Source organism: Prevotella melaninogenica, from assembly GCF_013267595.1.
Lineage (GTDB): Bacteria > Bacteroidota > Bacteroidia > Bacteroidales > Bacteroidaceae > Prevotella > Prevotella melaninogenica_D.
Window position 1 is genome coordinate 884,103 of sequence record NZ_CP054010.1, and the last position, 22,039, is coordinate 906,141.

The following is a 22,039-nucleotide window of genomic DNA, read 5'->3' on the forward strand; positions in this document are numbered from 1 at the left end:
TTGTTTATACGTTAAAGTTTATCTGCTCTTGGGTTATACTGATAGCGCAGCTTAGACAACACTTCCTTCCATGGACCAGCCTTCCATGTACCATCGTTCTGCTTAGCATTCTTCATCACGCGATAACGATAGTGGAGACGGAACTCCTTGAAGTAAGTAGGATTGGTTGATGCACTACCACCTAACTCATTAAGCAAGAATGTATTGTTATACTCACCAACTGGAGTAAGCATCTCTACCTCGAGAGAATCCTGTTTGTAAGGCTTCAGCGTTACGTTGTAAGCTGATGGATTAGTAACCGTCTTTGAACCGATAGTAGCAACGATACTCTTGACATTGATGTCATGGAGTGCCTTTTCGTAGTTATCCCACTTCTCATCACCAGCAAGGAAACGAACAGCGTTAGCCGCTACTGGGAATGCACGAACCGTATTGGTAGGACGAGTAGTTGACTTTGTCTCAAGGTTAGTAACCTGTGAAGATACCAACTGATAGTTCCAGCCCTCAGCAGTAGAACCGTAAGCATTCTTCCATGTCACCTTAATCAAGACATGATCCAACTTAACACCTAACTTATTATTGTCAGTTGCGAGTGCACTTGCATCGTGGCTAACAATCTTGTAGTTGAGGAAGTAAGTACTGTCTGGTGACAAGGTACCGAGGTTCTTCAACTTGATATCAAAGAGGCACTTGTTTGAACCTGATGGGATAGTACCCGCCATAGCAGGGTCCTCATAGCAGTTCTGTGGCAGAAGACGCGCAAACTTTGTGCTGTCGATATCGAAGTTAGATTTGTTATAAGCATTGAAGAGTGAATCATCATGCGCAATCGTCACGTGATAGTCACGGTCAGCCAACTGCGAACCACTAAGGTTAGCAACCAACTGAACAGAAGCCGTACCGTTCTCCACGGTAGAAAGCTCTACCGTGGTGCGGTCGTAGATACGGTTAGTACCAGCCATCAATCCCACCTTGTGAGGATAGAAGTTCTGCTCAAAGTCATAATTATTACATGATGACAATGCTACAGCAGCTAAGGCACATCCTAATATATACTTGTATTTTTTCATAAATAGTTACAATATTAACGTTATTAACGATCCCAACCTGGGTTCTGATCCATCTTAGGACTCTTCAACAACTCACGATGCATGAGTGGAAGGAATACCATGCGTGGGAGAGCCTTACGGTCGCGGATATTCTGCTCGTTGATTGTTACAAGGTTGAAGAATGGGCCATCGTTGTTACCCTTCTTCTCGCTGTAAACATCAAGACCACGCCAGTTAGAACTGTTGGCATCCTCTGTGAAGTAAGTACCCCAACGACGTGTGTCGAAGTAGCGATAACCCTCATTGAAGAGCTCAACCTGACGCTCGTTCTTGATTACCTCGTCGAAAGCATTCTCAGAGCTGAGTGTTGCAGCTTCAACACCTGGGAGACCAACACGATAACGAATCATATTGAAGTAACGTGCCATAGCAGCCTCATCACGAGTTACGGCAACATCAACAAGTCTACCACTTACATCCCATGTCTTCACAGTCTCTGAACCTTGAATGTGGTTAGCTGCCTCACAGTAAATCAACAAGATTTCAGCATAACGGATGATTGGGAATGGCTTAGGAATAACAGAAGCACCATCCTTACCATGCCAAGAGTCATCTGGGTGGATGTACTTGAATGGTACGTAACCACTAATACAGTAGTCGTTAGGGTTGTTACCAGCTGCGTTCTTACCAGCCTTAGAATCATCAATAGAGTACCAGAAGGTCTGGTTGTTATAACTACCATCTGTGGTAGAGTTCATCTTCCAGATACGACCAGGGAAGCCGATACTTGCATAGAAGCGAGCTGAACGGTTCGTGTAAGCCAATGGGGTACCATTTGCCATATCGCAATCACCGATAGACTTCTTCTGGTTCACGTGCTTGGTCAAGTCTGCCTCATAAAGTGGAGACTCTGCAGGCTTCTTACCATCCTTCATCAAGAAGCAGTCGATTACACGCTGTGGAACTGACATACCACCCCATCCACCATAGTTCACTGGGAATGAGTGACGGCTATAGTTCATTACAGGACCTGAGTACTCGTCAGCCCAGATAAACTCTCTGTTTACCTTTGCTGTACCCTCACCATTGAACATATCAGCAAATGAGTGGTATGGGTCGATACCACCAGCACCATCAGGGAACTTCGCTGTTGGAACAGATGCGTCAAGTGGATATGGATTATCCTTATCAGCATCAACTGTGAAGAGTGTATAGTAGTTGAGATCGATTACCTGCTTAGCAGCAGCTGCAGCAACAGCCCAACGCTTTGCATCGTAGTCCTGATTTACATAATACTTACCATCGCTCTTACGCTTCCACTCACCAAAGCAACGCTTTGCGTAAGTACCACCATTGAAGGTTGGAGAAGCCTGCAAGAGACGAAGACGTGCGATAAGTGCCAACGCAGTACCCTTTGTTGGACGACCGAAGTAAGCAGTTGACTGCTCGCTTGGACGTTTCAAACCCGGAAGTGACTGTGCAAACTCATTACAGATATAGTCAATAGACTCATCCATTGTTGCACGCTCACGGTCATAGTAATCAGCCTTTTCACTGGTTGAGATAACCTCATCATTCACAATCAGACAAGGACCCCAGTTCTGCAACAATACGTAGTAAGCATAACCACGGATGAAGTGAACCATTGCCTTATAGTCTGCCTTATCATTGTTAGACATATCACCAATCTTATCAACATTTGCCAACATACGGTTACAACGGTTGATAATCTTATACATCTGGTACCAATAACCCCAGTTAGGAACGTTCTCTGCATTAACATTACCTACTGTGAACTTTGCACCCCAGAACTCGTTCGTCTGCCAGCGCACACAAATCTCGTCTGACGCTGTCTCACCCGGAGTCCATGAGTTACCCCAAATGTTACCAGCTGATGGGAACATCGTTGGTGTAGCAAAGAGATAGCCATTTGCATTCTGGGCAGAGTGGAAGACAGAGTCCTCCTTGAAGATAGCATTAAAGTTGTCGTCCTGGTCCAGGAAGTTACATGATGTGAATGTCATGCCTGAGAACAGAGCTGCAACAGCGCCCAAAGCTAAAATATGTTTTTTCATTATTACAATCTTAATTAAGAGGTGAAACCTTAGAATCTAAAGTACATCTGCAATGAATAGGTGGTTGGGATTGGATAAGCCGCACCATTAAACCAAGCCTGCTCTGGATCGAAGTACTTTGCGCTGTCGATAGTGAAGAGGTTGTTGATAACGAAGTCACACTCCAATGCACTAAGACCAGCTGCACGCAGCCACTTACGATGACGGAAGACATAACGGAAGTTCAACTCCTGGAAACGGAGGAAAGAACCATTCTTCTTCCAGAAAGTAGAAAGCTGTGAGTTGTTTGCATTTGAACCGTAAGAGAGACGTGGGAACATTGCGTTAGGATTCTCTGTTGATGGATCACCAGAGTACCATGATGGAATCCAACGATTCTTTGGATTGTTTACCATCTTCAATACGTTACCCATCTCACCATTATAGAATGGAATCCAACCGGCATCGTAACCCATACCTACACGGTAGTAGTTAACACCTGTATTACCCTTGAAGAGCATGCTTACGGTGAAGTCCTTATAGTTGAACTCACCACCAATACCGAACATCACACGAGGAACATTGTTACCATATGACAATGGCACGCGGTCGTCCTTATTGATGACACCATCACCATTCACGTCACGATACTTGATATCACCGGGACGAACAACACCGAAGGCTGCTGTCTGGTCTGCGCTCTGGCGAATGTCTGCCTCATCCTTGAAGAGACCCTCAGCAATGTAACCACGCAATACGCCGTAAGGCATACCTGTCACACTCTGATAATCGTAAGCAAGCTTATTCTCCTCGAAGTAGTCAACAATATTCTGTGACCATGTATAGTTGGCACGAACAGTAAAGTTCATCTCCTTGTTAATCTTGTGGAAATAAGAGATGTTACCATCTGAACCGAATGAGTGCATACGACCCACGTTTGACTTTGGATAAGTTACCATACCAGCAAACTCTGGCAATGTAACACGGTCCTGGAAGATATGATCACGTGTGTCACGGAAGAAGTCAACGTTCAACTTGATGGCATCATTGAAGAAGTTAGCATCGATACCGACGTTCAACTTCTTAGCAACTTCCCACTTCAAGTTATCAGCACCCTGCTGCTTCTCAACGATACCTGATCCGTTGTAACCCCATGTAGTACCAGCGTGGTTGTTGATAATGGTCAAGTATGGGAAACGAGTGTTTGCAATATTATCGTTACCAGCAAGACCGTAAGAACCACGAATCTTGAAGAAGTTTACGAAAGGAAGGTGCTTCTGTACCCACTTGTATGAAGTTGGAGCCCAACCCACAGCGATTGATGGGAAGAAACCGAAACGCTGACCCTTAGGGAAGAGGTCAGAACCTGTGTAACCGAAGTTCGCATCTACAAAATAAGTAGAGTTATAACCCCATGACAAACGACCTGATACATTCTGACGACGCTTAGGGATAGCTGCGATACCGAGTGCATCACCATTGCCCCACTCTGAGCCCTTTGTGTCTTCCATGTAATAGAAGAGGAGTGCACCGAGGTTATGAGCACCGAAGCTTGTGTTATAGTCTAACTTAGCCTCCATGTAGTACTTTCTCCAAGATTCATTGTCTGAAGAGTACGACATATCTTGCTGCTTAGAACGCAAGGTCTTGATAAGGTCACCTGTTGATGTACGACCTGTTGCGCGATAGTAGTCTGGCCTAACGAAACGACGCTCACTGAAACCTGCTGTGCGGTCGTTAACAGCCTGAACAGAACCCACGAGTCCCTTGAGGATACCACCGAAGCGGTGTGTGAACTTCAAGGTAATCATATTACGACTATAATCAGATGACTTGTAACCCTGATAGTTGAGGGCTGCAAATGGAGAGATAAGGTCGCTCTGACCGTAGGTTGGCAATGTTCCGTCAGCGTAAGTAACAGGGAACATCAATGGATTCAACTGGAGGACATCTGACCATACTTGGTTGGTATTCTTACCACCCGGAGTTGTATAGTTAGAGATGTTACCATCCACACCGAAGTAAAGCTCAGAACGTTTTGTAAGGTTCATGTTGATATTTGCACGATAAGTCAACTGGTCGTAAGACAATGGACGATGGAACTGGTTCTCCTTCTGCTTATAGGCAGCACCCTCATGGCGATAACCTACAGAAACGAAGTACTGTGCAACATCACCACCACCACGCGCACTGGCATAGTAGTTCTCCTGCAAAGAGGTCTTCTTCATAATCTGGTCAATCCAGTTTACGTTTGGATAAAGCTCTGGGTCAAGATTGTTCTTGATGATATCCAACTGAATTGGCGTATAGAGATCTGACTCACCTGACATTGCACGTGCCTCGTTAGCAAGTCTTGCATAATCGTAAGATGAGAGATACTCAGGCAGGCGCTTGATCTGTGACAACTTCACGGTCGCACGAGCTGTAACCTGAATCTTCTCCTTAGAACCGCGCTTGGTAGTTACCAATACAACACCGTTAGCACCACGCACACCATAAACGGCTGTTGCTGCAGCATCCTTCAATACTGAGATGCTCTCTACGTCGTCTACATCAATATCATTGAGGCGACCCTCAATACCATCGATGAGGACCAATGCACCAGCTCCAGCACCGAAGGTCGATACGCCACGTACCCAGAAGTTGGACAGGTTCTGACCTGGCTCTCCAGAAGTCTGCATGGTGATAACACCCGGCATACGACCACCAATCATGTTCACGAGTGAAGTACCCGGGGTACGCAACTCATCCATATTGATAGTAGATACAGCACCTACCACTGACACCTTCTTCTGAGAAACAAGACCTGTCACGACTACTTCGTCGATGGCATTGGTCTTTGCAACCTTGAACTTCACTGAGAGTGAAGGCTCGTCCTTGAGGATAGTGCGCTGTACGGTCTCCATACCGACATACTCGAACAAGAGCGTAGCACCCGGCTTAACCTTTATATTGAACTTACCATCGAGGTCGGAAATGGTTCCTACACCTGGCTCGTTCTTTACACGAACGGTAGCACCAATACAGGGTTCACCTGTATCATCGAGGATGACACCCGCTACCGAGAACTGCTTTGCAGTACTATTATCTTGTGAATAGGCTTGAAGTCCATAAGTCAAAAGGGCAACCATGAGACACAAGACATATAATGTTCTTCTCATATATATCTATGTTTGTAGTATTATTAGGCTAATAGCTATTTAATTGACAATTCTCGTATCACCTGATTCTTCGAATCGGCGACATAAACCGTACTTCCATCGGCACTCACGGCGACACCCGTCGGCCAATTAAACTTGGCTAACTCGACACCACCATCTTGGAAACCTGCACTCTGTGGTACACCAATCGGTGTGGTTACACGTGCATTCTTACCTAACGTTGTGTCAATCATACGGATACAGTGGTTACCTGAGTCGGCAATATAGAGCTTACCGTCCTTGGTGAAAGTCATCTGACGTGGATAGCAGAACTTGGCATTCTTCAATGCTCCGTCTTCCCATCCCTTGCCTTCAGTTACGTTTACTGTACCGAAAGAAGAAATACCTGCGTATGGCTCACCTTGGTAAGTCAGAGAATCCTTGTCTAACAACTGGTCTACATCAACATACCAAATCTGGTGTGCATCGGTGAAAGAGATGAACAAACGGTTAGGCTGTGTAGGGCTGAAAGTACAGAAAGTATCTGAACCACCGTCTCCCTTAGGACCATCCTTACCAACACGCTTCAAGAGCAACTCTGCCTTACGTGTCTTAGGATTAATACGGATGAGCTGCCCCTTAAACATCACAGAGTAAATCATCTGGTCGTTCTTGTTAATCACGAAGCAATACTTCCAGTTGCTTTGGTCCAGGTTTGCATAACCGTTAGGATTGATGAACTGCTGCTTGTGAACAGCATAGCCCTGATCCTTCAACAGACTGTAATACTTACGTCCGCTATCGTCTGGCACATATACACCCTCATAACCATCAAGTGTTGAATAAGCTGGTGCATTGATTTTTTCTTTTGTATTACTATTCACCTGAAGAATTGACAACTGATCTCTCTTCAAGTCAGCTTTTAACACCATACCTCCGACATTCTCATTCTTCTCATTACGGCATTCGATAAAAGAATTACTTCCATTAGCAACAAAACTATCATCAAATCTATGCTGCACGATAAAGATATTGTTTTCATTGTCAACACAAAGGTAACCCGGAGCTGAGAGGTTTGATGTCAACAGTTTGTCAATCTTTGTAGCGTGTGCATCACTTGTCTGTGTTCCAACAATTGTTGTAACAGCAGTCTGTGTGATGTACTTAAAGTCGCGGTCGCCAGCACCCTTAATGGTGTCAGTACCGTTCGCACGTGTCACCTCAAGTTTGATGTTACGCTTGTAAGTCAAACCTGCTGGCACATAACAGTAAAGCTTTTCGCCATTAGATGATACAAGACCACCACGATGACGTCTGCCATCTTCGTCAACATACCAAAGTGCAAGACCTGTGGTATCAGTACCAAAGTTCTTACCCGTGATAATCATTGGGGTAGCAATACCACCACTGTCGGGATAAAAGTCACTAATGACAATCGGTTGTGATGGGTCAAAAGCTGTACCAGCCGTGCCTCCTACCTCTTTATCAGAGCAGGAAACCCATGCGAGCGAGCCCATAAGAACCATCCACAAATAAGATTTGAAAAGTCTCTTCATAGAAACGGTTTAGTTAAATTGATTATGGTTTTTAATTAAATTTTATTCTTTAGGTAAAGCGTTAGTACACTTTTCTGAGTGGCAACAAATTTATATAATTATTTTAGGATATGTATTAGATACAATCATTTATTAACTATTTTTAATAAACAAACCCTTAATTCCGTAAAGACATGTCAACTGCAAAGAGAGACAGAGTAACATAAGAACAAGGGGGTTCCTTTATAACAAGCAACTTGTTTACTCGTAAACTCGTCTAACTCGTCAACTACAAAGAGAGACAAAGTAACATAAGAACAAGGTTTCAATCCTAAACTTAGGTGGCATCCTCATCACTCCAGACTTCTGTATCCCCTCTTTCGTAACTCAAATTCCCTTTAATTCGCAAGCCCAAAAGCCGCTGCAAGCCCTTGAAAAATCACTACATATTACCGTCTAAATCCCCCTTAAAATTACGAAAAAAGACATCTAAAAAGCGACTTCGCAACCAGCAGGGAATCAAGCGGTTATAAAGTAGCAAAGTAAAAGGTGCTTAATTGGACTCCAAAAGGGCGTTAGTAAGGGTCCAAAAGGGCGTCTTTAAGAAGCCTAAAGGGCGTTAATTGAAAGCCAATTAACGCCCTTCTGAATGATAGCGAACAAGTGGACAAGTGGACGAGTGGACAAGTTAGACAAGTAGACAAGTAAACAAGTTGCTTGTTAACTCCTCTACTCGTCAACTTGTTCACCCGTCAACTTACCATGTTACTTTGTCTTTCTTCGCAAGCAACTTGTCTACTCGTCAACTTGTTCACCCGTCAACTTACCATACAAGCAACTTGTTTACTCGTCAACTTGTCTACTTGTTAACTCCTCTACCAATCACTTCACGAGCATCTTCTTGCCATTACGGATAACAACACCCTTATGACTCTTGCTAACTGCCTTGCCTGAGAGATCGTAAGTGGTAGCTGATTCGTTCTTGAAGATAAGGGCGTTGATGCCAGTAGAAGTCTTCTTAACCTCTGTAGGAACGAAGGTAGAGCCAGCATCCTTACCACCAGTCCAGTAAGCGAGGTTGCCGTCAGCACGATAGTTCAAGCCGAAGCCCTCTGGATTACAGATATAGAAACCTTCATCATCATTTGGGCTTATTGTCACAGTCCAGTCGCTGGTGTAGCCTGCAGGTAGGTTGTCAGCAGGCAGAAGGGTAGCGTAAGTGTTACCGCCAGCCTTAGCTGAGCCCTTTGGAGAAGCCGATGCGAGGACCATTGTAGGACCCATTGCCTTGTTGATGAGGCGGAAACCGCTGTAAGGATTACCTGTCAATGCCCAAAGAGCATAATCAGTAGTGATGTAAGTCTCGTCAATGAAGTAAACGTTAGGTGTATAGTTTCCCGACGAAACCCATCTTGGCTGGTTGCTCACCTTGAGGTTATACCAAGTAGTGTCAGTTGGTGTAGCCACCTTCATTGGGGCTGTCCATGTAGCATTAATACGTACTGTAGCTGGAAGACTTGTGATGGTTTGCTTGTCAGCTATCAGTTCAACGTAATCTCTGCTAAGTCCCTCAGGAATCGTTACAGCACCTGTCTTCGCACCATTGACAACGGTTGAATATACAAATTCATTGTTGAAGTAAACCTCGTAGGTCAAAGCTGTCTTCGCATCAATGAAGATACCCTCAAGTGATACGTCACCATCAATCATCTCAGCAGGGAGGGTAAAGGTTCCATCAGCATTGAAACGCTCGCGTGGAATCAGCTCGTCAACATACTGATAGGTGCCGTGGCTGATGCTATCACCAGTGAGGTTGTAGCCGTGACGCACCTTCAGACCGCTGAAGTTAAAGCCATGTTCAGGCTTCATCTTGATAGTGTAAGGCTTACCGAATGGGATAGAGATACCGTTCAGCTCAGTACCATCTTCTGCAACAACCTTACCATTGAGTGCACCTTGGTAAATCTTCACATTGTCGCCATGAACATTCAGGCGCACATCGATGGCACCACCGCCATTGTTAAGGATATGGTTGTTGTTCTCAATGCTACCTCCTGCGTCTGCAGAGTTCCAATCCACCTTGTAACGCATACGGTAGAAACCGTGCTGAAGGTCGCTTGGAAGGGTAAATTCAGGCATAACGAGGGTGTTACGACCATTACCAGAAATCTCTGTTCCTGCGCTGTTGAAGCCAGAGTTTTCATCCTCTCCACCGAGGAAAGAGTAAGCCAACAACTCATTACCAGCGTTGGGAACAATCTGTCCGCCTTCTACCTTTGGCTCAAAACGACCGTTGTTGTTCAAGTCAAGATAAACATAGCTGTGCATCCAGATACCCTTGTACTGAACAGCTGGGTTGAGTGTCTCGCCCGGTTTAGCCAAGAACGCCTGCTTGCTGAGGTAGGTGTAAGCTGGAATTGAAGTGGTAATGTCGCCATAGACATTGAATGTCTGGTCACCAAGGCTGATACCCTTGAGTCCACGGTCTGTACGCGAGCACTTCGCATCCTTGTTATAATTCATCGGATAGTCCTCACGATTGGTTGTTGTGAAAGCCTCGTTGTTTACGACGATATTGTCGATATAAGCAAGGAAATCATCTTTCAGACCGTTGGTATCCTCGCAATCGACAACAACTACAAGACTATGGATTTCGATGCCACCTGCTCCCTTAACTGGGAAAACGGCATCTACCCACTTATTTGGCTCAACCTCTCGTGTTGAAAGCTCCCAGAACTGCTCTGTGTCAACGCTCTGACCCGCACGGTCCGTACGCTTTCCGAGTCCGATGAGCATCGTACGACCTACCTTTGCCTTATGAATCATCACGTGAACGTACTTTGTTTCTTTTGTCAAAGCGAATGGCTGCTTAAGATCGATGCGTGCACCGAAAGTGTTTGAGCCAAAGCGTGAACGCTGGAAGCCCAACACATTGTCAGAGGCATTTGGTGTAGCCTTTAGAATTTCATCATAGTTTTTATCGATATTGCTTACTACTTGCACGTTTCCTTCCAGTACAGCAGCTTGTTTGTTTTGGCTACGGAAAGGCGACTTCAGCCAAGTGTCGTAGACACCTAACGCCTTATAGTTCTGATTTTCAAAATCTATTCTAACCTCTTCTGTGGTCTGTGCATGGAGCAAAGAGGTGCAGAACAACAAACCACAGGTAGCTAATATATTCTTTTTCATATTGTTTTTCAAGTCAAACGATTAATAAATTGCAATCTCACTCATTACAGGACAAGCCTTAGCATCCTTGATATGAATGCGGATAGCCTTAGCATCATAGCCCGAACCATAGCTATTTGCGGTACTTCCGTTGAGCGGAATGATACGTTTATAGCCGATAGTGGTTTGCTTTACTTTGTTGGCAAGTGGCTTCCATGTGCTGCCATCGGTGGTATATTCGATTGAGAAACTCTTTACACGCTGTCCAAGTCTTACATACTCCTGCAAGGTTACGTAGCGAACAGTCTGTGGGCTGTTCCATTTGAAAGTAAGGGTAACATCCTTTACATCGTCCTCTGCTGCCCAGTAAGTATCTGGATTCTCATCAATGAGGTTGTTAACAACATAGGTACGTGTCGCTCCGTTGGCACGTGTGTTAGTAGCTTCAAGAGTAGCAGTCTTGGCAAGATTGGTCTTGAAACGGCTCTTCAACATAGTTCCGAATTCCTTCAGACGACTCACTTGGTTCTGTGGTATTCTTCCACTTCGGTCTGGAGGACAATTCAAGATGAGGGTTGCATTGCGACCAACGGTCTCTAAGTACATCTGGAAAGTGCGTTCTGCCGACATTGGTTCACAACCAGGATGCCAGAACCAACCTTTGTCTGTAAACTTAGCATCGCTCTCGCCAGGGAGCCAGAACCAACCGTTCTCTGTGCCATACATACCATTGCGCTCAGGAGCAAAGCCACGATTCTCATTACACCAGTTGGTTTCGCCTGCCCAACCGTCCTCATTACCAATCCAGCGTGCCTCACCACCGACACCCCAAAGGATGATATTTGGGCTGAGTTTATGGATAGAATCACGGAGGTTTGGTACGTCATAATAGGTTGCACGGTCAATATTGATGGTCTTATTCTTACCACCATAGTAGCCATTACCACCATTTGCACCGTCAAACCACATCTCAAACTGATCTGAGCCATACTTTGCAAGCTCTGCACACTGCTTCAAAAAGACGTCCTTCACGTAGCTGTCCGTACCGTAAAGACCACTGTTTCGGTCCCAAGGAGATACGTAGAAGCCATATTTCATCTTCAAATCCTGTGCTGCTTTAGCAAAGAGTTCAGCGATATTCACCTGTGCATTAGGGCTTGATGAGTTCGAACTCTTATGATCTGTAGTCTCCGTAGGCCACAAGCAGAAACCATCATGATGCTTCACAACAGCAATACCGCCCGTCATACCAGCCTCTTTCACAGCCTCTAACCACTGTCTTGGGTCTGGCTTTGCTGTTGGAGCAAAAGTATTCACATCTTCATCACCATTACCCCATTCCTTATTAGTATAGGTGTTCATACCATAATGGAAGAAGGCATAGAACTCTGTTTGTTGCCATTTCCACTGACGGTCAGTGGGTACAGGGAATACTGGACGAGGTTCGTTCTCCGCATTGGGAGCGATTTGCGTCTTAAGGGTCATAACGGTATTGGTCTGAGCAAAACTCGTAGCCGATGCCGTTAGGGCAAGTGCAGTAAGCACACCGTGTAGAAATCGGTTATTCATATTAGGTTTTTTAGTTCAGCAGCACTTTAGACGTAACATTTTATAAATATTTGATTGACAATGTTTAGTTTAGGTTTTTTGTCATTGCAAGCAACCTGTTTGCCTCTGTGCTGCTATATCAAGGCACCAAGTCGCTCAAAAGATAGTCGCAAATATACAAATTAATTTGGGTATTCGTGTAACTTGGACTATAGTTTTTTTTTTAGTGGGCGTAAAAACACGACGAATCATGAGTTGATTCTTCATGTTTTCTCTTATCATCCCACCTGCTTATTACTACCATAAGACTTCGAAAAATCACTACATATTTACCGTCTAAATCCCCCTTAAAATCACGAAAAAAGACATCTAAAAAGCGACTCTGTAACCAACAGGGATTCAAGTGGTTATAAAGTAGCAAAGTAAAAGGTGCTTAATTGGACTTCAATAGGGCGTCTTTTGCAAACTTAAAGGGCATCTTTAAGAAGCCAATTGGACGTTAATTAACCCCTTAATGAGCATCACTTGATTTTCAAGTAAGTGAAAAAATCTGACAAAACAGAGCAGAGTGACAAGAGAACAAGTAAATAACGATAAGAGTTGACCAACTAAATAACGTTAAGAGCAGACTAACTAAATAACGTTAAGAGCAGACCAACTTAATAACGTTACGAGTAGACAAGATACTTGTAATTACACAAATAACTCCTCTACTCGTTCACTTGTTAACTAACCACAAGGGGTATCCCGCATTTCACGCCCCTCCCTTTGGGGGAGGGGTTGGGGGTGGGGCTGCTATCTCTCTCACACATTTCACTCCCCTCCCTTTGGGGGAGGGGTAAGGGGGAGGGGCTGGTTTATGGGCTGATTTGTGGTTGGTTCTACTTTAACTCCACTTCCTCCAACTGCTTATCCACCAACAAGCCTTTGGCGGTCTGTGGCTTAACGGTGAATGGTTTGAGGGCTTTCATACGGATGACGAGGAGGTCGGCATCGCCATTGAACGTATGGTGGTCGCCCACATTCACGAAGGTTGGATAGAGAACCTGAGAACCATCGCTGTGATGACGGTCGTAGGTGAGGTTGCGCATTACCATTGATGGGTCGGTCTCAACCTTAACGAACTGCAATTCCTTCGGACTATATGGGAAGATAAGGTTGAAGGCATTGACCGACTGCAGGTCCTTACCCTTCACCTTGATGATGACATCATCGCCTGCAGCATAAGACTTACGGTTATATTCGTAGTAAACCTTACCGCCAACAGGGGCTACGTCATCGTCGTTCCAACCATCCTCAAGGTGCATGGCTACATTCGAAATGTCGTAAGCATCAATGAGACCGTTGCCGTTGATGTCGCCACCAGAGATATAACCATCGAAGTCGGCATCGCCCTTCTTAAGTCCAGTATAGTTCATATAAGAGGTGAAGTCGTTCTCGTCTACCTTACCATCGAGGTTGATATCGCCCGGCAGAATAGTCTTTGTGCCCGGCACTTTGAAGACATAGAACTCACGACCAGAGCCGAAGTTGCCGACAGCTTCCTTCACGCTCACCTTCACATAACGTGCCACTGGGTGGGTAGAGAGCGTCACTTCCTTCGTTCTACCATCACGAGCCCACTGCTGTGGACCGATTTCTGTCCAGTTTCTACCGTCTTTGCTGACAGCGATATCGCACTTCGTAATCGTACCGTTACCGCCATTTGCACGTGGAACATACTGCAGTTTGTCGAGCGTGTTGGTGCTATGGAGGTCGACAGTGAAGTCGAATGGCACCGCCTTCGTATAATAATAGGTGTGCCAGATGTCGCCAGTCGTACTGAAATCAACGAGTCGGTGGATCTCGAAACCTTCCATATCACGGGCGGTAGAGGTTGCGGTAAGTCCTTGGATAGCATACTCTAATGGGTTGACAGCCGTCTTCACGTGCAACGGCATCCACTCACTTGCACCCTCGCTATTGACTGCACGCACCTTGAAATCATAGTCGGTGGCAGGCTGGAGGTCGTCGAAGAGGAGCGAATTGTGGCGGATAGTGGTATAAGTCTGACCATTGAAGGCTATCTCATAGTAGTCAGCATTCTGCACAGGCTTCCACTTTGGAGTGACACTATACGACTGAACGTCAGCCTCGAGGAGTTCTGGAGCTGTCAAGGCACCCTTCTTTCGCAAGGTTTCATTAGACTTATTCAGACGTGCGAAACCCTCCACACGGAGTTCTACAGCCTCCTTTGTGATGTCGCAGGAAGCCAAACGCACGATGATTTGGGCATTTTTAGTTACCAGTAGGCGTTCCATCTCGCTGTTAGTCGTTGAGAAACGGTTAATGTTCGAAGCCTGAACATACTGCCATGTGTTATCACCCTGCTCAGCCTCTGTGAGTCGAATCTTCTTCCCACCGATAACGGCTGTGAGCTTCTTTGGCTTTGCATTGGTGTTCAGATAGAAGGTTGTTGACTGATTTTTCACCATTCCATCGAACGTTCCTTCGGTCTTGTCGATACTTACGGTCAGCACCTGCTTATCGTTAAGATCGGAGGTGATGCGGGTTGTTGCCTTCTCATTAGAGAGATATTTCTGAGTTGTACCGTCGTCATCATAGAGTGTGAACTCGGTCTTGCCATCTGGATAGAGTTCAAAGACACGACGGTTCTTGTCAATCTCAGAAGGGTTATTATTCGCGTTGACCATCGGAATGATAGCACCCGACTTCACCAAGACAGGCAACTTCCAGATGGGTGCGAAGTAATCGTTGAGTACGCAACCACCTTCGTAGGTAGCACCCGTGAAGTAATCGTACCATGTTCCCTTTGGTAGGTAGATGCCATTGCGCACGTCGTTGCCCTCCTTATCGGCTGCCGTGTTCTGATAGATAGGTGCCACGAGGAACGAAGGACCATACATATATTGATAGCGTGTAGCACTGCTGTGGGTATAATCGTTGCTATCATCAAGGAACATCGCACGCATGAGTGGCTTGCCTGTCACCGCCTCATGGGCACATGAGTAGGTGTAAGGCAGGAGCATAGACTTGAGTTTGAGGTAAGAACGGTTGATACTTGTGGCTGGTTCGCCCAAGGCTTGTGGATACTTAGGGTTACTACCCCACCCATCCATATTCAACTGCATTGGTGTAAAGGTCTTCCATTGGAAGTCACGGATGTTCACTGAGAGGTTCTTTCCGCCGAAGATACCGTCCATATCGCTCGTAATATTACCCATTCCGGAGAGTCCAGAGCCGATATAAGTTGGGATGTGGAAACGAATATACTCCCACTCGCCACCGGTTTGGTCGCCCGACCATACACCGCCATAACGCTGTGTACCAGCCCAGCCGTCGAGGGTGATAATGAACGGACGTGCATCGCTGCCGTAGTAAGGCATGATGTTAGCCACGTCAGCAATACCATTGAGTCCAAAGGAATAGCCCGCACCGACCCATGCTACGTCGGTCTTCAAGACACGTACGCCTGCATCACGCACCTCTTTGACGATATCGCGTTGCAAGAGTGCAGGGATGCTATCGACTGGGTGAAGGTTTGACTGTGTCCACAAACCTATCTCTACGCCCTGCTTACGCGCATAATCGCCAAGGCTCTTGAGGTTGGCTATATTACCATCAAGGGTGGAAGTTTGCCCATATCCAGCTCCGTAACCATCGTTAGGAAGAATCCAACCCAATGGCATATCGTCTTTCTTATAACGGTCGATAACGGCACGTGCAGAGAACTGATAGTTCTGCTTTTCGCCATTCAGACTTTCCTTGATACCGCCATTGTCCTTCTGACTTTCTACATATCGCTTGCCGTCCTCAAAAAGGATTCCCTTGCCTTCTTCGGTTGTCTCCTTCCAATAGTCTCGGTTGTAGGCATTGAGGTGGCCCTCATAGAAAGCAAACTTTGGCAATAAGACGGGGTTACCGGTGAGCTGATAATAATCTTGAAGCAAAGAAACTGGGGTTGTATCAACCATCAGGAAGAGGTCGAGATAAGGCATTTCGTGACTGATTGTCACCGTGTTCTTATCCGTACTTCCGAAGTCGTAGGCACCGGGCGCAAAGGTGTAAGGCATAGCAGCATAACCGCCCGTTGACCAATAGAACGGAGCTGGCGAAGCAACACCGCCATCGGTCCAGCTGTTGGTATTGACAATCTCAATGCGTTTGCCACGATGGGAGAAGCGACCATTTTGTACACCGCCACCATAGAAATACTCTCCTGCTGCATTGGCGAGGGTAACGGTGGTGCGATTCTTTTGGAAGTCGACTCCCTTCACCTCCTTAATAACCTCCTTACCATTGCGAAGGTCGGTGACAGTCATCAGCCCTGTGTTGCGATCGAAGCGCACACGCACCTCAGCCGTTGCGACTGCCACGTCGGCATCGGTCTCATTAACGCTCAGTCGTCCTGCGTTCTTACGTGGATTATCGAGGAGAATACGTGCTGGAGGATTACTAACAGGATCACGAACGATGCCACCCTTTGGGTCGCGGAAAAGGCGAAAGACATTCTGACCATAGAAGTCTACAGTCATCACGCCACCGTCGCTATAAGTAATCTCTACCGTTGTTGGATTGATTTGTCGAATACCACTCACTGCCTTTCCGTCAGCGAATGCGGTCTCTCCCACTGCCAATAATAAGGCAGCAAGTAAAATCTTGGCTTTCTTCTTTTTCATTTTATAGATCTTGTCGCCCGTCCCCAAGCTTAGGTTTACTTGGTTCCCGAACTCCTTTTGGTTTTTAGCTAATAGTTGTTTTTGTTACTGAGTGGCAAAGATACACCATATTTTTATAAACTACAATTATTTAACTAAGAATTTTTTAACTAAAAACTTCTATACTTTGAACTTTGAACTTTGAACTCTTTTACCTTTGAACTTTGAACATTGAGCTTTGAACTTTATGATTAGAACTACGAATTGCACGAATTTCTCGAATAATGTTTGCGATAATGATTCGTGTCATTCGCGTAATTCGCAGTCTTGTCGATTCTGGCTTCATTCTAAAATATGTCATTGAAGTATATGTCACTATGTCATTCTGTCTTCGTGTCATTCGCGTAATTCGTAGTTAACTTTATGGTTGGAACTTGGGGTTTGAAACATCCTATTTGGGACTTGAAACACAGAGGTTTTTAGCTTTTTATGCGCTCTGTTATTACTATTCATTCATTAATTATTCGTTGTCTAAATAGGTCGTTTGGTATAAAAAAAGAGCGATTAAAGTTGACAGACTCGGAAATAATTAATACCTTTGCACCCAGAAAGATTGTAATAATTACAGAACAAGAACACAATAGATATCCAACTGACTGTCAGTGGGTATAAAAGCGATTCTATTCGTAATTCGTACACATATTATTATTATAATACAAGAACATTATACAAATACAAGAACATTATGAAAAAGAAATTTATTTGCACCGTTTGTGGTTACATCCACGAGGGAACAGAGGCTCCAGCAGAGTGCCCAGTATGTCACGCTAAGGCTGCGAAGTTCAAGGAGTTCAACCCAGAGGCTTTGAAGGGTACTAAGACTGAGCAGAACCTTAAGAACGCTTTCGCAGGTGAGAGCCAGGCACACACTAAGTATCTCTACTATGCTTCAAAGGCTAAGAAGGACGGCTATGAGCAGATTGCAGGTTTCTTCGAGGAGACAGCACGCAACGAGAAGGAGCATGCTAAGATTTGGTTCAAGTTCCTCCACGAGGGTGATATCCCTACAACAACCGTAAATCTCGCTGACGCAGCAGCTGGTGAGAACTACGAGTGGACTGATATGTACGAGCAGATGGCAAAGGATGCTATGGAAGAAGGCTTCCCAGAGTTGGCTGTTAAGTTCCGCAGCGTTGGTAAGGTTGAGAAGCACCACGAGGAGCGTTACCGCAAGCTCTTGAAGAACATCGAGGACAGCGTAGTATTCTCTCGTGAGGGCGACTGCATCTGGCAGTGCCGCAACTGTGGTCACATCGTTATCGGCAAGAAGGCTCCAGCTGTTTGCCCTGTATGTAACCACCCACAGAGCTTCTTCCAGGTTGAGGAGTCAAACTACTAAATCGACGCAATAATAATTCCATAGCGTTAGTCACATACCGTGCCAAGGTCTTTCTGGACCTTGGCACGGTTTTTTGTTGCAAGTAGACAAGTGAACGAGTAGACGAGTAAACAAGTTAGACAAGTAAACGAGTTGCTTGCAAAGAGAGACAAAGTAACATGAGAACAGATTTATTCTTTATAACAAGTAACATGTCTACTCGTCTACTTCCTAACATGTGAACAAACTTATCCTTTATAACAAGCAACTTGTTTACTCGTCTAACTTGTCTACTCGTCAGCCATCGTAAAAATAATTCACAGACTGAAAATCAGAAGGGCGTTAATAGTGTTCAAATTAACGCCCACTTGGCTTGCAAAAGATGCCCTTTAAGACCCTTACTAATGTCCTTTTGAAATCCAATTAAGCACCTTTTAGTTTGCAGCTTTATAACCTACTGATTTACTGTCAGTTGCAGAGTAACTTTTTAAGTAGATTTTGTCGTGACTTTGAAGGGGGATTAAGCGAGAATAAGTAAAGATTTTTCAGAGTCTAATAACAGTCTTTCTTATCATTATTGCAAAGTAATACCAACTACGAATTTCACTAATTACGCTAATGTTTTTTTATCCTTTGAACATTGAGGTTTGAACATTGAACTCCTTTACCTTTGAGATTTGAACTTTGAACATTGAACTTTATGATATGTACCTTTTATGACTACGAATTTCACTAACTACACTAAACTTATTGCTAAATAATTCGTGTTATTCGCGTAATTCGCAGTTAAGCCAAGTTTAACAGGCAAAATTATTTTTCATAAATTTTGGGGATAGTTCTACCAGATAAGCTACATAAAAAATGAGAAGAAACCCAAGCAGATTTACGATAAGTTAAAATTAAAACACTCACCAGTCAAAAAGAATAAAATTTGTAGATAAGTTGAACCTAAAACACTCACCAGTCAAAAAGAATAAAATTTGTAGATAAGTTGAACCTAAAACACTCACCAGTCAAGAAGAATAAAATTTGTAGGACACAGAGCCCATAAGAAGAACGAGGAAAGTATGGTGATAGTTAGATTTAGACGAAAGTAGGTGTTAAATTTGGGTTAGTAAGATATTATATGCTTTAAATACCGTATATAGTAACTATTTTGTATATTTGCAAACAAAAAGAGATAACTACGCCTAAGTGAAATTATAAAACAAATAGAAATGAATACTTTGAAGATATCTATAATTACTTGTTTTTCAATACTATATTCTCTCACATCTTTTGCAGAGGTAAAATCGAATGTCAGCATTGAAATAGGAAGCTTCGACTCTATACCATCAGAGATAGATGGTGGATGTTGTGTCTTTTATAAGTATCCAAACAAAATGCGAAATAAAAGCTACATAATGGTGAATGACCTTGCAACCACAGCCTACATGGTGATTAATCGTCGTTTAGAAGAGTTTACTCTTGTATCCAATTGGAAAGACGTATTTTGGTACAAGAATAAAAGGTTTACTTTAAAAGTGACAATCAACCATACACAAAGCAAAGGTGATAATGAATTCTATAAAGTGAAAGGCATTCTTATTGTGGAAGATCGTAACAAGAATCAACAGAAACTATCTTTTTGCGGGAATTGTAGCTGGTAGTTTATACTTTGTAGTATTTGATGTAATTGATGTCTTACCCATAAATAGTATATGAATAGCAGGTGTGGGGGGATGAGCATTCGCAAGTCCATACACATTATGTCCTAAGACTCTGTTGGCAATTGGGTGTCTCGCTGACTATTGCTTCTTATATACCTACAATTGTGTTTAACCCTTGAGCTTTGAACCGTCACTACATCGGTAATTATAATTATAGATTATGACGTACTGATGAGAACTTCGTTCGAATAATTGTGAATTATGGATTGTGAATTCTGAATTATGTGTCAAGTCATCAATCATCCCAATTCTTTCCAATTCTGTAAACATTGGAAAGAATTTGAAGGTTTATAAGGGTGTTAGTGGACGAGTTAAACAAGTTGACGAGTGGACAAGATGCTTGTGAAAAAGGGTAATAGATGATAGCAAAAAGAAAACGAGTGAATAAGGGGGCAAGTGGACGAGTTAAACAAGTGAACGGGTGGACAAGATGCTTGTGAGAAAGGATAATAGATGATAGCAAAAGAAAACGAGTGAACAAGTTAGGAACTCATTCACTCGTCATCTAAAATATGCTCGTATGTTACTTTGAAGTGGATGAGTTGACAAGTGGACGAGTTGACAAGTAGACGAGTTGACAAGTTACTTGTTAACCTATCTACTTGTTAACCATGTTACTCTGTCTCCTTCACAAGCAACTTGTTAACCTGTCAACTTGTTAACCATGTTACCATGTCTTCTTCACAAGCAACTTGTTAACTCGTCTACTCGTCAACTTGTCTACTTAACCAACCTACTTCCGTGTAAGTTTTGGCTGCACATAGACCTCACCGATACCACGATAGGCACCCATGACTGGCTTGGTATCGGAGAAGCGGTTCCAGCCGTAAGAGGAGAAGGTTTGCTCAGAGGCAAGTTTCTGTGCTTCCTTGAAGACGAGGTTGCCAGCATCGTCAATCGCTAAGAGGATGCTTTCCTGCGTACCATTGATAGCTGTCTCGTGCTCCTTACTGAAGTCATCAGCAACGATGACAGAGATAAAGTATTCGTAGACACCCGTCTGCACCTCATTCTTTGCAACGACCTTACCATTGGTCATCTTGAAGCCCTTGCCTGGGATGAAGTCTACTGCCCACGTGTATTTGTTATCAACGATGAAGTTTGCCTTATTGGTACCCATCGCCTCGATGCGTACGTCGGAAATCTTCTTAGACAAAGTACGGTCAGCATTTCGCATCTTTGCAGTCTGCTTGTATTCACCAACGAAGTCTGATAATGAAGCCTGAACCACCTTCAACGAGTCAACTAAGCCCACAGCCTTAGCGATAACCCAGCCTACACGTGCCTTACCCGTCGTATTCTCAGCCACCTTTACGCCTACTTCGTTACCTTTCTGCTCAACGGTAATCCAATCGCCCGTAGTAACATAGGTGACAGGTACGTTAGCCGTAGCAATGAGCGTCTTCTGAATAGCCTTGTCATCGGTGAAGATATCCTCACCAGCAGGCAGACCGAAGGTGACACCTTCCTGCTGAACGTTAAGGGTGATAGAGTCGCCCTGAAGGTTCTTAATAACGAGGAGCGTGTTACGCGATTGTGGACTGGTATTTGTCGTTGCAGTCAACTCAAGTGTCTCTGCTTTCTTCGTAACCGTCAGCCACGCATCTTGTGCATAAGCCTGAGCAGGTTCGGAAGCCATCTTCACCATGTTTGTTCCACCAATCACGTTAAATGCTGTCTGTGCCTTTACGACATTCAATCCCGCAGCGTATTCAGGCAGTTCGTTATTGTCGTTGCTGCATGCCGTCCCAAGAACGGCAGCTGCAACGAGTAGGAATATAGAAATATACTTCTTCATAA

10 protein-coding genes are annotated in these 22,039 nt (G+C 44.4%); 2 read left to right on the forward strand and 8 right to left on the reverse strand.

The genetic code is table 11. From position 1 onward, the window contains the following. Window positions 1-11: 11 nt before the first annotated feature. The 7 genes from FIU21_RS03345 to FIU21_RS03375 all read right to left on the reverse strand — a co-directional run bounded on the left by FIU21_RS03345 (window position 12) and on the right by FIU21_RS03375 (window position 17,173). The gene (locus FIU21_RS03345) at window positions 12-1,070 is read right to left on the reverse strand and encodes a DUF1735 domain-containing protein (protein ID WP_004359201.1); all 1,059 of its coding nucleotides are present in this window, start codon (window positions 1,068-1,070) and stop codon (window positions 12-14) included. A gap of 23 nt (window positions 1,071-1,093) precedes the next feature. Continuing rightward, entirely contained in the window at window positions 1,094-3,124 is a 2,031-nt protein-coding gene (locus FIU21_RS03350; protein WP_004359200.1) for a RagB/SusD family nutrient uptake outer membrane protein, read from the reverse strand. 29 nt (window positions 3,125-3,153) lie between these two features. Beyond that, complete coding sequence (locus FIU21_RS03355) at window positions 3,154-6,264, reverse strand: SusC/RagA family TonB-linked outer membrane protein (protein WP_036885801.1); 3,111 nt, start codon at window positions 6,262-6,264, stop codon at window positions 3,154-3,156. Window positions 6,265-6,299: 35 nt separating this feature from the next. Further along, on the reverse strand, window positions 6,300-7,799 hold the full coding sequence (locus FIU21_RS03360) for an IPT/TIG domain-containing protein (protein WP_036885799.1): 1,500 nt from the start codon (window positions 7,797-7,799) through the stop codon (window positions 6,300-6,302). 861 nt (window positions 7,800-8,660) lie between these two features. Further along, a complete protein-coding gene (locus tag FIU21_RS03365; RefSeq protein ID WP_004359197.1) occupies window positions 8,661-10,967 on the reverse strand; it encodes a GEVED domain-containing protein in 2,307 nt (768 codons plus the stop codon). 21 nt (window positions 10,968-10,988) lie between these two features. Beyond that, window positions 10,989-12,515 (reverse strand): alpha-L-fucosidase, encoded by a 1,527-nt coding sequence (locus FIU21_RS03370; protein WP_004359196.1) that lies wholly within the window; start codon window positions 12,513-12,515, stop codon window positions 10,989-10,991. 860 nt (window positions 12,516-13,375) lie between these two features. Beyond that, window positions 13,376-17,173 (reverse strand): TIM-barrel domain-containing protein, encoded by a 3,798-nt coding sequence (locus tag FIU21_RS03375; protein ID WP_004359195.1) that lies wholly within the window; start codon window positions 17,171-17,173, stop codon window positions 13,376-13,378. Between the two features lie 724 nt (window positions 17,174-17,897). Here FIU21_RS03375 and rbr point away from each other — a divergent pair. Further along, a complete protein-coding gene (gene rbr, locus FIU21_RS03380) occupies window positions 17,898-18,551 on the forward strand; it encodes a rubrerythrin (protein ID WP_004359194.1) in 654 nt (217 codons plus the stop codon). A gap of 1,196 nt (window positions 18,552-19,747) precedes the next feature. Continuing rightward, window positions 19,748-20,179 carry a hypothetical protein gene (locus tag FIU21_RS03385; RefSeq protein ID WP_036885798.1) on the forward strand — a complete coding sequence of 144 codons (432 nt, stop codon included), beginning with the start codon at window positions 19,748-19,750 and terminating at the stop codon, window positions 20,177-20,179. A 793-nt stretch (window positions 20,180-20,972) separates the two neighbouring features. On the opposite strand, the gene FIU21_RS03390 is transcribed toward FIU21_RS03385, so the two are convergent. After that, the gene (locus FIU21_RS03390) at window positions 20,973-22,037 is read right to left on the reverse strand and encodes a BACON domain-containing protein (protein ID WP_004359192.1); all 1,065 of its coding nucleotides are present in this window, start codon (window positions 22,035-22,037) and stop codon (window positions 20,973-20,975) included. Window positions 22,038-22,039: the final 2 nt, after the last annotated feature.

What these genes read in the sequence shown, in the direction of transcription:
- FIU21_RS03345 (WP_004359201.1), bottom strand. Translation starts at nt 1,070, where the DNA reads ATGAAAAAATACAAGTATATATTAGGATGTGCCTTAGCTGCTGTAGCA.
- FIU21_RS03355 (WP_036885801.1), bottom strand. Translation starts at nt 6,264, where the DNA reads ATGAGAAGAACATTATATGTCTTGTGTCTCATGGTTGCCCTTTTGACT.
- FIU21_RS03365 (WP_004359197.1), bottom strand. Translation starts at nt 10,967, where the DNA reads ATGAAAAAGAATATATTAGCTACCTGTGGTTTGTTGTTCTGCACCTCT.
- FIU21_RS03350 (WP_004359200.1), bottom strand. Translation starts at nt 3,124, where the DNA reads ATGAAAAAACATATTTTAGCTTTGGGCGCTGTTGCAGCTCTGTTCTCA.
- FIU21_RS03385 (WP_036885798.1), top strand. Translation starts at nt 19,748, where the DNA reads ATGAATACTTTGAAGATATCTATAATTACTTGTTTTTCAATACTATAT.
- FIU21_RS03390 (WP_004359192.1), bottom strand. Translation starts at nt 22,037, where the DNA reads ATGAAGAAGTATATTTCTATATTCCTACTCGTTGCAGCTGCCGTTCTT.
- FIU21_RS03370 (WP_004359196.1), bottom strand. Translation starts at nt 12,515, where the DNA reads ATGAATAACCGATTTCTACACGGTGTGCTTACTGCACTTGCCCTAACG.
- rbr (WP_004359194.1), top strand. Translation starts at nt 17,898, where the DNA reads ATGAAAAAGAAATTTATTTGCACCGTTTGTGGTTACATCCACGAGGGA.
- FIU21_RS03375 (WP_004359195.1), bottom strand. Translation starts at nt 17,173, where the DNA reads ATGAAAAAGAAGAAAGCCAAGATTTTACTTGCTGCCTTATTATTGGCA.
- FIU21_RS03360 (WP_036885799.1), bottom strand. Translation starts at nt 7,799, where the DNA reads ATGAAGAGACTTTTCAAATCTTATTTGTGGATGGTTCTTATGGGCTCG.